8 protein-coding genes, 1 tRNA gene and 1 pseudogene are annotated in these 12,079 nt (G+C 54.5%); 4 read left to right on the top strand and 6 right to left on the bottom strand.

Features of this window, described 5'->3' with window-relative positions; all coding sequences use genetic code 11:
- Positions 1-140 precede the first annotated feature (140 nt).
- From QCL65_RS06685 to QCL65_RS06675, 3 genes are all read left to right on the top strand, one after another.
- Positions 141-214, top strand: a tRNA-Gly gene (locus QCL65_RS06685).
- A gap of 240 nt (positions 215-454) precedes the next feature.
- Positions 455-2,335, top strand: coding sequence for a tyrosine-type recombinase/integrase (locus QCL65_RS06680; protein ID WP_407315465.1), 1,881 nt, complete (start codon positions 455-457; stop codon positions 2,333-2,335).
- A gap of 155 nt (positions 2,336-2,490) precedes the next feature.
- On the top strand, positions 2,491-4,107 hold the full coding sequence (locus QCL65_RS06675; protein WP_407316715.1) for an ATP-binding protein: 1,617 nt from the start codon (positions 2,491-2,493) through the stop codon (positions 4,105-4,107).
- A 185-nt stretch (positions 4,108-4,292) separates the two neighbouring features.
- On the opposite strand, the pseudogene QCL65_RS06670 reads toward QCL65_RS06675, so the two are convergent.
- Together QCL65_RS06670 and QCL65_RS06665 are read right to left on the bottom strand one after the other, a co-directional pair.
- Positions 4,293-4,421: pseudogene (locus QCL65_RS06670) on the bottom strand (transposase domain-containing protein); the annotation flags it as partial.
- Positions 4,422-4,634: 213 nt separating this feature from the next.
- A complete protein-coding gene (locus tag QCL65_RS06665) occupies positions 4,635-5,285 on the bottom strand; it encodes a LysR substrate-binding domain-containing protein (RefSeq protein ID WP_407315464.1) in 651 nt (216 codons plus the stop codon).
- 102 nt (positions 5,286-5,387) lie between these two features.
- Here QCL65_RS06665 and QCL65_RS06660 point away from each other — a divergent pair, with 102 nt between their 5' ends.
- Positions 5,388-5,681 (top strand): helix-turn-helix domain-containing protein, encoded by a 294-nt coding sequence (locus QCL65_RS06660; RefSeq protein WP_032699438.1) that lies wholly within the window; start codon positions 5,388-5,390, stop codon positions 5,679-5,681.
- A gap of 27 nt (positions 5,682-5,708) precedes the next feature.
- Here QCL65_RS06660 and QCL65_RS06655 read toward each other — a convergent pair whose 3' ends face one another.
- The 4 genes from QCL65_RS06655 to QCL65_RS06640 all read right to left on the bottom strand — a co-directional run bounded on the left by QCL65_RS06655 (position 5,709) and on the right by QCL65_RS06640 (position 11,940).
- Entirely contained in the window at positions 5,709-6,593 is an 885-nt protein-coding gene (locus QCL65_RS06655; protein WP_407315463.1) for a LysR family transcriptional regulator, read from the bottom strand.
- Positions 6,594-7,038: 445 nt separating this feature from the next.
- A complete protein-coding gene (locus QCL65_RS06650; RefSeq protein WP_407315462.1) occupies positions 7,039-7,824 on the bottom strand; it encodes a hypothetical protein in 786 nt (261 codons plus the stop codon).
- Between the two features lie 182 nt (positions 7,825-8,006).
- Positions 8,007-9,803 (bottom strand): UvrD-helicase domain-containing protein, encoded by a 1,797-nt coding sequence (locus QCL65_RS06645; protein ID WP_256823414.1) that lies wholly within the window; start codon positions 9,801-9,803, stop codon positions 8,007-8,009.
- Position 9,804: 1 nt separating this feature from the next.
- The gene (locus QCL65_RS06640; protein WP_407316713.1) at positions 9,805-11,940 is read right to left on the bottom strand and encodes an ATP-dependent nuclease; all 2,136 of its coding nucleotides are present in this window, start codon (positions 11,938-11,940) and stop codon (positions 9,805-9,807) included.
- Positions 11,941-12,079 lie beyond the last annotated feature (139 nt).

The following is a 12,079-nucleotide window of genomic DNA, read 5'->3' as shown; positions in this document are numbered from 1 at the left end:
AAACTTCAATTCCCCGGCGACTTCTGGTACAAAGTCAACCGCTCAGGACGGGTGCCGTATCACGGCAGGCTGGCAGCTTCCCAAGCTGATCATCAAGGCCTTTTAGGCCAGATGCTTTTGAGCAAAGACACACGTTTTATGCGGGTATAGTTTAGTGGTAAAACGAAAGCTTCCCAAGCTTTAGTTGAGGGTTCGATTCCCTCTACCCGCTCCATTTCAACTTTCCACTGACGTCCACCCAGCGCCAAGGAACGTTGTAAGTGATTGATCTGGTTCTGAATTACCCCTCTTCTTCAGTCCAGTGACGTCCAGCGAAATCCACTGACTACCGGTACAAATCGGTACGTTTTGCGGTACAAAATGCGGTGAACACCCGTTCCGCATTGTTGCTGGAAGAGCAGGCCACCTGAGAACAAACATCGCATCCAACTCGCAGCATCAGGAGTTGGTACGCATGCTCACAGATATGGTCGTCCGGCAAGCCAAGGCTTCCGACAAGCCCTACACCCTCGCAGACTTCGACGGTTTGTTCCTCTACGTCTCCCCTGTTGGCGGCAAAGCCTGGCACTTCCGCTACACCTGGGTTGGACAACGTGCCCGGATTTCGCTTGGCAGCTATCCCGAACTCTCGCTGCGCGAGGCGCGCGAATTTCGTGACCAGGCCCGTGCCCTCGTCGCCAAGGGCATCAACCCGCGCACCGACCGAAAGCAAAAACGCCAGGCCATTCGGTTGGCTGGCGAAAACACCTTCATGGCGGTCTACGAAAAGTGGATGGAACACCGGCAACTGACCCTGGAAGAAGGTCGTCAGAGTTCGCTGGAACAGATCCGCCGCGTGTTCAAAAAAGATGTATTCCCTTACCTCAAACGCTACACCATCTACGAGATCACCCGTCCGGTGCTACTGGAGGTGATCGGCCGGATCGAGAAACGCGAGTCACTGTCCGTCGCCGAAAAGGTGCGCACCTGGCTCAAGCAACTCGCCGACTACGCCATGGTGGTCATTCCGGGCATGGTCGAGCACCCCGCCATCGATCTACACGTGGTCGCTGTGCCGTTGCCGCCCGTTGAGCACAACCCATTCCTGCGTATGCCCGAGCTACCCCTGTTTCTGCAGACACTTCGCAAGTACCGCGGCATGCAGATGACCCAATTGGCCATTCGCCTGTTGCTGCTGACGGGTGTACGCACAGGCGAACTACGTTTGGCCACGCCGGACCAATTCGATCTGGAACAAGGTTTGTGGATCATCCCGGTGATGTCGCTCAAGCAGCGCAAGATGCTGACCAAGAAGAAGCGAAAGCGCGTAACCGACATCCCGCCCTACATCGTGCCGCTGCCTGTGCAGGCCATCGAGATCGTGCGGCACATGCTTGATCAGTTTAAACCCGCGCAAACGTATCTCTTTCCGGGCGTAAAGCAGATCAGTGCCCGCATGAGCGAAAACACGGTCAACCGCGCAATCAAGCGGCTGGGCTATGACGGTCGTCTCACTGGTCATGGCATCCGGGCGACGATTTCAACAGCACTCAATGAATTGGGCTATCCAAAGGTATGGGTCGACGCGCAACTCTCACACGCTGACCCCAATCGCATCAGCGCCACCTACAACCATGCCGAGTACGTTGAACAGCGTCGGCTAATGATGCAGGACTGGGCTGATCGGCTGGATCTGTTCGAGCAAAATCAGGTTCAGATTGCCAGCACGCACCTCACCATCCACCTTCAGGGCGTTCCCACGATTGCCGGTCAGAAGGTCACGCCGCTGCCGGCGTTGGGCCAACACGCTCCCATCATGCTGGTAGCACCCAATGAGCAAACGATGCCAGCTGTCGGCACCGGGACTCAGCGGCTCTCTGCAGTGCAAATGCCTGAATACGCTCAACCGAAGATCTCTGAGGTCCAGCGAGAGCGATTGGAGGTACTGGACATTTTTGAAGGGCCCGACAACCTGGTCGTCGCGGACTATGCAAAGCTCGCGGGCAAATCGCGGCGGTGGATTACTTACGAGATCCAGGCCCGCAACCTGCTTTCAATTCAATTGGGCAACAAGGGGCAGCGGGTACCGGTATGGCAACTCAACATGTTCAAGCGCCGCTTGGTGCAGGCGGTACTTAGGCGCCTGCATCGTGGCGTTGATACATGGGATATCTACTACGCCTTGACGCGACCTTGCGAGGAACTTGATGGCAAGTCCCCTATTGAAGCGCTCACCTCGGACAATCAGCAAGCGATGGTTGAGGCGGTTTGCCGGGCCGTATCTGAAGCAGCGATGCCAGTCGTTGAGAAGCGAGTCCCCATAAACAGGATTGCCGAATGCATGTCTGAATTTTGAGGCGGGTATGAGGGCCGAGCAAGGCGAATGGGGGTATGCGTCCGGCCAAGTCATCTACCCGTAATATCTCTGAGGCCTTATCAACGATTGACAGCGCGATGGATTGCAACCAACGTCAGGAAAAGCTCTGCGCCGCGCTGAAAACAGAGGTGAGGATGAAGGACTGGAAACTCGCTGAACTCAATCAGGCAACTATCAGGCTGATCCTGGCAGGTTGCGTGATCGCATATGTGGTGGTCGTTGGGCTTGTCCCGGGTCTTGTCCTTGAGCATTACCGGTTGATCATTGGGTATTACACCGGCGTTTTGGTGTTTTCCCTGATATTGCGCATGCACATTGTCAGCTATCCGGGCGTGTATTTGACGCGCCGCTTGTTGGCAATGGTGCATGACTACGTAGGGATCTCGGTCGGACTGGTATTGGGCGGGGAAGCTACCCTACCGCTTTTCAGCCTGATGGTTTGGGTCACCCTGGGTTACGGCATGCGCTTCGGCTCGCGCTATCTGGCCACGGCGGCGGTCATGGCGCTGCTGTCTATATTGATTACCTATCAACTTACGCCATACTGGCAGGCGCAGCCTTATATGGTCGTGATGCTGATATTGGTCATTATTCTGGTTCCGGCCTACGCCAATACCCTGTTGATAAGGCTCCGTCAGGTCTCCGAGCAGGCGACGGTTGCGAACCAGGAAAAGGAACGCTTTTTAGCCCAGGCCAGTCATGATCTGCGGCAACCTATTCACTCAATCGGCATGTTCACCGCATGCCTGCGTACGAGCCCTCTAGGTGAATATGAGCGGCAGTTGGTCGATAACATTGATCGCTCACTGCAAAACGTGTCGCAGCTTTTCCGCTCCATACTGGATATCTACACGCTGGACAGCGGCAAGGTCTCAGTCAAATCAGACGTGGTGAATATCGACGACCTGCTTCGTGATCTGGCCCGGCAAAACGCAGCTGCAGCGCGCTGGGCTGGCGTCGAATTGAGAGTTCGTGCGTACCCACGCTGGGTCAGAATAGACGCCACACTGCTGTCGACGATGGTGCAGAACATCATTTCCAATGCGCTCAAATATGCCCCTGAGCATCCGGTTCTGATCGGGGTACGCAGAACCAGCAGTGGTCTTTCGATCCATGTACACGATCAGGGGCGCGGCATCTCGGATGAGCACTTGCCCAAGGTTTTTGATGAGTTCTATCGCGTTCGCCATACGCGGGAGAAAGACATCGAGGGTGTGGGGCTTGGATTATCGATTGTCAGGCGCCTCAGCCAGATCCTTGGTCTAAGAGTCAGCCTTGTTTCCCGGTTGGATCGCGGAACCAGTGTGGCCATTCACGGCCTTCAGGAAGTGTCGTCGCCCATGCAACAGCCCTTGAAGAAGATACTCGGCGAGAGTCTGCTCAGAGGCCTGAAAGTCTGTCTGGTCGAGGACGACGATAACGTGCTGACCGCTACCGCCACGTTGCTGGGACGATGGGGCTGCGAGGTTCAGACTGCCCGTTCGGCGCAGGGTTTGATCACCGAGTGTGACATCCTCATCGCCGATTATGATTTGGGCACGACGACCAATGGCATGGACTGTATTGATCAAGTCAGAGCGGCACGTGGCAGGGATATACCGGCCATGATCATTACCGGGCGTGATGTCGGGTTTGTCGCTGAAGAATTGCACAAACGCAATGTCGTGCTGCTGGCAAAACCGTTAAGGCCCTCAGAGTTACGACTTGGTCTGCTATCAATGCGCGAAGTATTAATGGATGCTCATCCGTGATGTTCTGGCCTGCACCATGCAGGACTATCGGTTCTCCTTTGAAACTGACCTGATTAGCCATGGCCATCATCAGCCGGTCTTTCGCTACGGGCCCGTAAAACCCGGCCATTTTTCCTGGAACTTGCACGCCAGTCGCCTAGGGACGGCGGCGCAGGGTAAGCGTCCGCCCAACACACCTTGCGTGATTAAACGGGCACCCACCTGTGCGGCAACAGCTCGGTAATCTCACTCGCCCGCTGCGTCGGCAGGCGTGTAAGAACATCCTTCAAGTAAGCGTACGGATCATGTCCGTTGAGCCGCGCCGACTGGATCAAAACAGACGCCAGTTGAGCAATCTTTCGAAAAGGTGCGAACACTGCAAAGCAGTGAGTCAGTAACGGAGCGCGCGCAGCAGCAGCCTCCACACCAGATTCCGGAGCAAGAAGCACGGCAGCGGCCGACTGTGCCCTATCTGTAGCCTCTTTTTTGCCTAGAGCAGCGATGCACGACAACGCCATAAACGGTCTATCAAAATCCCGCTCCTGTTTTCACCTGAAGCGCTTGTTTTCCGTGGACATCGCTACCCTTGACGCTCGCTCGACAAACCTTTCAACTGCAGGTGAGAGAGAATTAGCAGATCGAAAAAGACAGGTGTAAACCCATCGAGGAGTGCCGAGGATCTGACGCATGACGATACCTCGATTACGGGCACTGACTATGTAGCTCTGCGGCGCAATACCGATGCCATAGCCAGCCGCAACGAGTACCGTCAGAAGATCGAAGGATGTGACTGCAATGCGGCATAGATGAGCGGTTCCATCATCCGTTTCAGCCTCCGTATCAAGCCCTTCAACACAAGGATTCGGATGCCAACAAATCAGGGGGTAACTGAGTGATACCTGTAATGAAATAGCATGCCGTGCCAGCAGTGGGGACCGAGCGGGCAAAGCGATGGCTAATCGGTCGCGCCACAGTGGCAGGACGGCTAGGGCATCGGTGGCTACCGGCCAACCGATGCCTAGATCGTAGGTTCCTCCGAGGATGCTAGTCGTGAGCACGTCCTGGTTGACCTCTTGCAATAGCACAGGTGTTTCAGGCTCTTCTGTTCGCTGAAGCGCAAGGAGATCAGCCAACTCTGGGGACAGCACTGCTGGAGCGGCGGCAACTCTGATCAATCGCGAGCAACAATTCTGGTTCATGGTCTGCCCCTCCGGACTTTGTAAGGGAAAAGTCACCAAACATCATGCAAAGAGTTAAGTTTAACGTGGTTTAGTTAAGCTTAATGCGTGACGCTTTTGCCGATGCAGAAGCGCACAATGAAACCAGGACGCCCAATGGGCGCCACCACCTATGAAGCTGAGCCGGCGATTGCGTTCGGGAAGGCTGTACGTGCCGCACGGACTGCGCGCGACATATCTCAAGAAGAGCTGGCAACCCTCGCCGGCATTGAGCGCTCTCACATGGGAAAGATCGAGCGGGGGCAACACATGCCTACACTAGCGTTGATTTTGCGGGTATCCATCGCATTGAACGACAGTGCAGCCAACCTGATGACTGCTACTGAAAGCATTCTGTACGCTGACTCAGAAGGGTAAAGTGTTCGATTTGATTGCAGCGATTATCTAATTTCTATCTTTCAAACGTGTTGTGAAGCGATCCACAGAGATTGAAGGCGCAGCACTGGCAGCTTTCAGCATGTACGTCGTAATCACCGCTGATTGATTTGCCAATGGACGGATGACGATATCAGAATGCTTGCACGGTTCCAGCTTCGCGCCAGATGCGAGGCCAATCCCGTAACCAGCCGCAACGAGAGCTAGCATAACGTCGAGCGAAGCTGCGCGCTCGATGACGTTCGGTTTCTCATCCAAGCCTCGCAACAGCTTGCTAAAGGCCTTATCGTAGCCCTCATAGGCTTGGTGGTTCCACATGATCAATGGGGCGCGGAGAAGTTCTTCAATAGGCACTTCTTTGAAGGCGAGTAGCGGATGACGGGCTGGTATTACTGCAACCATTCTTGCATGCCAAATGGGTTCAGCAACAATGCCATCGCCAACCTCTTCTGTGTGTGTGAACCCAATGGTGAAGTCTCCCGACCTTAGTCCATGGAGGAGCTCAGAGAGCGTGACTTCTGTGAGGCGAATTTCAACATCAGGCTCCTCCTCGCGACAACGCGCAAGAAGATCAGATAATCTGGAATCGATCGCTCCGTCAGATACTGCAATCCGCATACTTACCCGGAAGCCCGCGGAAACCGCCTTCACGTTTTCTCGGGCTTGATCCAAAGTAGTAAATAAACGGCGCACGTCTAGAAGAAATACTTTGCCGGCGTCGGTCAGCCGTGTTCCTCTTCGATCACGGTTGAACAGTAAAGCGCCCAAATCGTCTTCCAGTTCCTTGATAGTCCTGGATAAAGGAGATTGTTCGATATGGAGGCGTTCAGCTGCTCTTGTGAAGTGCAGTTCCTCGGCCAAAACCACAAAGCAGCGCAGATGTCGCAGCTCCATCCGCAAGACTCCTTAACAGTCACAATCATCTGTGCTAACAGCAGAGGGCAAGGTTGGTTCGGTTGCTGGCTCGTATAATCGCGTAGGTTAGCGATGAATTTCCTGACGCAATTCATGATATGTCGACGAGATGCGCATCAACTCAAGATAGGATATCTAGTATAAATACCATTGAAATGCTGGCGCTGAGCAATCAAACAAGTCGGCATGCAAACTGCACATCTCTCAATGTCTTCTAAACCCACTCACTTCGGAAGCTGAATTGCTTGATTAAAATAGAGGGCTTGACTCAGGCTGCCCATAGCACATCCGTACTATTGAATCCAGCAAATCAGGTGGCTATGCTTTCGAAGATCCCGAGTTAAAAAAAGGCACTGTGACACACACAATGAGTCAGCCTTAATTACGGATTAATAAAAACAACCATTATTGTTAATTGTATTGCCTAAGTTATGCTGCTCTGGGGTTTTACTGCTAAATCGTGTTCTTTCCCTTGACGAATAATCAGCTCCAGCAGAGCTATCACCTGATCGGGGCGTTCCCGTCGACCGGTCGCATAGAAGGCGATCAGATAAAAGCAACAGGCCAGGATCAAGGGCGCCCACAGCATGAAACTACTGTCTTGCTTGGCTAGGATAGTGACAGAGATTGCGGCAGCTGCAAAAGCTGGGAAGATGCCGATTTTTCGAATATCACCGACCAGGAGCGAGACTCGTCCGTCAACAGTACTCCAGCGATGCTTATATTGTAGCAATCCATATTCAAGGGTTATTTTGTCAAATTCAGCTAGCCTTCCGAGAAACTGCGCATCGTCCAAAAGATCGCTTTCCAACCGTTTCAATATAAGTGCAGAGCTTTTTCTCCGGTGTTGCCGAAAGAATTGATAGAACCCAATGCTGAGGGTGCCAAAGTAAAGCAGTGCAATTAAAAGTAGGACCCAATTGGTAACCTGCATTGCACCGATCATCTTCACGACTGGCGCATCTGGACCATAGCGATACCACGCTGCAAAACATAGAAATACCAGAATCGTGATCAAGAAACTGATCATCAGCCAGTTTTCGATTTTCTTCAGCCATTCAGATGACAAAGAGGAAATTTTTTTGTCCTCGGCAAGAGTCATCTCTTCAAGTAACTCATATAGTGCAGCAAGTTCTTCGGTTCGTGGCGCCATGGTCACACCGTAAAAAGTGAGTAATAGTGCATAATTCAACCAGTTGGGGAATTGCATTCCACTCGACCACCCGTTTGCATTGCCACTGACCAGTCATTTGCATTCGACGTGACCACGCGTTGCAAGAGAATTGACCGCCGCACTGCATGTCCTCGACCGGCTAGAGTCTACCCGAAGCAGGCCTTCGTTAAGGGCTGCTAACGGCTAGGAGCGGTCATTTGCGACCAGATTCTTACCCGTCAAGAAAGCTGGTCGTACCCGAATGCACATCCAGCAAGTACGTCGGTTGGTTGATAATCTCCGCTCCAGCCTCGGCTGCGACCGCGCTCAGAGATCAGATGTAGGTTCTTTCTAGCCCGCGACGAAACCACGTACATGAGCTTCTTCGCTGTCTCGGCCTGGTTCGGATCGCTGAAATGGGGAACCATCCCTTCTAGCAGGCCATAGGCGATCACTGCATCATACTCAGCGCCCTTTACCCCGTGGATCGTCGATACGGTGATACCAGTTCGGCCCGCAAAGACCTTCCTGAACATCTCCAATTCAGCGATCGCCTCAGCGCCTTCTTTGATGAGCTTGTCGATGCGCTTCTGCGAGCATTCAAAGAAAGCGTCGTGATGCTCTTGGAGCGCCGCGTAAGTATGGCGATCGACTCCCAAAGTGGAACATAGCTGGTCGAAGAACACCCGGAGGAAGACCAGGCCATCGGTTTCGGTGACGGTGATGGAGTTGCAGACGCGCAGCAGTGTCTTGCGGTCCAAACCTTGAACCTCGACGCCCGCCACGCTGAGGTCAGCGATTACTTCCCCCGCCCATCGCATCCGGCGTACATAGAGCTGTGGGGACGCCTCCGTCAGAATGATCCGGGCGAGCTTGTACCAGAAATTATCGACGTCGCGCGCGAAGGGCACCATGCCCGGGCCATCGAACGAATAGGCCGGAAGCGCCGCGACCAGACGGCGTGTCATGCTTGCGAGATGGACCCACCAAGGCGCAACGATGCAGACCTCATGCTGAGCGATCCCGAGCGTTTCGACGTTGAATTTGATGAGCCTTACAAGCTCTTCCTCCAGCGCGTCGCGGTGCGTCTGGTGATCGAATGACACGACGCTCGCGTAGTCCTTGCCCCTTCCCACCGCCTCGATCTTCGAAGGCAAGACGTTGTAATTGCCGAAATAGCTCACAATGCGCGATGACGACCGATAATTGTCTGATAGCTCCATTTCCTTGAAGGCGATGCCGCACTGCGTCCCAAAGTCCGCCGCCGTGATCGCATAGCCGCCAAGCGAGCCATAAATTGCCTGATTAGGATCGCCTACGACGAAGGCGGACGCACCACCTTTAGACGCTTTCAGGATCGATGCGAGGATCGCATATTGGATTTCCCGCGTATCCTGAAACTCATCGAGGAGCACGCATTCAAAGATCGAGCCCAGCAGCACGCTGATCGAGGGATTCTTCTCGATGAGTTGATAGGCGTAGAAAAGGATCAGTTCAAAATCAACCTGCCGCTCGGCACGGAGCGCCTTCCAATATGCCTGCAAAACTCCACGAATTGCTTCATGCTTATCAGTCTTGTTGCATGTCAGGACACAGCCGTTCGGCTTCAAATAATATGCGCAGTCGAAGCTGCTGAGCTTAGTGCCCTGCACCGCGCTGCAGAGTTCCTCGTGCATTCGTTCGGTGTCATGGGCATTGATCACCCGGAAACCGTGCTTGAGCGCCGAGTGATAGATTCCGTAGGGCTTTAAGATCCATTCGAGACAGAAGGAGTGGATCGTGCCAATCCAGAGCTGGCTCGTATCGACGCCAAGCTGCTCAATCCGTTCGTGAATCTCATCCGCAGCCCGGTGGGTGTAGGTGATCGCGACGACGCGTTTTTTGTCCGACTTAAGCTCCGACAACAGCCGGGCGATCTTGTAGGTCAGGGTCCTCGTTTTACCGCTCCCCGGGCAGGCAACGAGGAAGACGCTGCCTGGATGCTCGATGGCTGCGACTTGGGCGTCGTTCAGATCCTTCCTGTCCCAGACAAACATTCTAGAAGCTCGCAAGGATAGTGTTGATGCCGTCTGCCGGAAAGGCCTGTAGCATTTCGGCGCGGACACCTGTAAAGTCGATCTCGCCGCGGTGGTAGCGTCTGATTTGCGCGCGCATCGCGTCGATGTCTCCTGGCGCGTGTAGTTGCGACGCCGCAAGGATCGAGACCCGATAGTCCAGCACACGCGCCCATGTCTGGATGGATACCGGGATATGCGCTTGGAAGATGGCGTCGAGGATGTAATCCGGAATGGAAGTTTCTGGCGTGATCATTCGCCCTAGGATGATGGCGAACCACCCTTTTCCGGCGTAACGTGCCATCGTCAGCACGCGCGTCCCGAAACGTGCGATGTCGCCCGATTCCAGCTCCATCTTAGATGTCGCGATGGTGCCGCCATCCTTATAGACGTCGCCCAGCACCGAAACGACAGTGCCGACATTGCCGGCGGAGACGAAATCGACCTCGAAAGTGTGGTCGGCGAAGTGCGCCGTCAGCCAGGGATTCCCGGCACACAACTCCTTGAGCGCTGCCTCGCGCTGGAGTCCAGCGATCTGTGACCCCAGTGCTTTCTTCTTCGCTGCCGCCTTATCGTCACTGTCTAGTATGTCCGTGGTCGTATCGATAAACGCGCGGTCAAGGTCGGTGATGATCGCGCAGCGCTTGCGGATGCGCTCGTTGTGGAAAAGCACCGCAACGTTCTCGAAGCCGGTGCTGCGGATGTTGATCAAGCTGATCCCCAGCTCGTCCAGGCTAAGCCCGAACACTTTTTTAACGAGGATTGGGATGAGGATCTCCTCGGCGTCGCCCTCGACTAGAACCACGCTCTTGGCGAAGAGCAGATTGCTGCGGACAGCATCGAGGTAGCGCTGGATATTGCCAATCTGGCCGGCGTCAAGTCCCGTAGATGGCTGAAACACCTCGCATCGTCCGTCCTGCCGGCCGAGGATGTTGATGTTCACGACGTTGTTCACTTCGGATATGTGGGTCGAATGGGTCGAATAGATTATCTGGGTGTCATCAAAGTTCAGCCGGTCGAACAGCGTTTTCTGGATATGGGTGTGGATGTGCGCCTCCGGCTCCTCAATCACGAGGAAATTGGCGAAGGACTCTTTCTGCTTCTGGTATTTGAACTCGAGCAGCTTCAACGTCAGGTAGATGAGGTTTGCACCGCCTAGGCTCAACTCGTGAATCGCGCCCTCATATTCCTCCTCACTCTCGCCCACAAATAGCTTGAGCGACTGGAACAGACGGTCGGCCTCGTCGGACAGATCTGAGCGGATCGAAAGTGATCGCGGAGAGTAGGTCTCGCCTGCCGCATCGGTGATGGTGTCGCGGATATCGGTGCGGATGGTTTCTACATCTGGTAGGCCCTCAATTGCATCGTTGAGCCCTTTGACGAGCGCGGTGATCGGCTCGAAGCTCTGCGGATCGATCTCACCGCTTCGACATTTGAGCAGAGTTAGGAGGGGGTTGGTGCGGTTGTTCTGGAAGTCGGCGACCACATCGCGCAGTGCTTGCACGAAGGTGAAGCAAACTTCGCGCGAGATCGAGAGCATGCCCGGGATGACGCCCCCGATAGCGGGGATCGTCAGTTCTTGGGGAAATATTACCGCATCGAAGTCGCCAACCAGTTGCCTGTAGGTTTCGGGATCGAGGAAGTTTGCGGTGCTCTTGCCGGTGAAGATCGTTTCATAATCCGAAATGGTGATCTTCGAACGTGCCTCGGCGAGTCCTACGGCATCACCGACGGCAAGGTCGGCCAGGGTCCGCCGAACTGCCGCCTTGGGGCGAAAAATTAGGTTGTAGGTCGCCTTGCCGATCGCGCCGTCGGCGATATTACCGGTCCCATGGAGAAAGAGGGATTGAATCGCTTCGTCCTGGGATACCTCATCGAACTCGAGGCTAATGACTACCCAGTGACCGCGCCAGTCGCCAAGGCCCCGGTGGAAGTCCTTCTCGTCGAGCCTATATGCCGCGCGCAGCAGCGTGTCGTCGAGCAAGAGACGCAACGCCCGGAACAGGTTGGTCTTGCCTGATCCGTTCTCGCCGATGATCGTGTTTACGCCCTTGTTGAATACGACATTCGCGCATTCGAAATTCCGGTAGTTGACGAGTTGTAACCTTGAAATATGCACGAATAACGTACCCCGTTTAGCCATAGCTCGTTATTTAGCCTGCCCAATCGAGCTGGAGCATTGTGCGCTCCCGTGGCTTGGTGGTGAAGATACGGCTCAATCGCTTAGCAAAGCACCGATCGAATCCTGCATTGTAGGC

This window comes from Pseudomonas sp. nanlin1 (genome assembly GCF_045571515.1).
Taxonomy (GTDB): Bacteria; Pseudomonadota; Gammaproteobacteria; order Pseudomonadales; family Pseudomonadaceae; genus Aquipseudomonas.
This window is presented reverse-complemented; position numbering and strand designations above follow the sequence as displayed.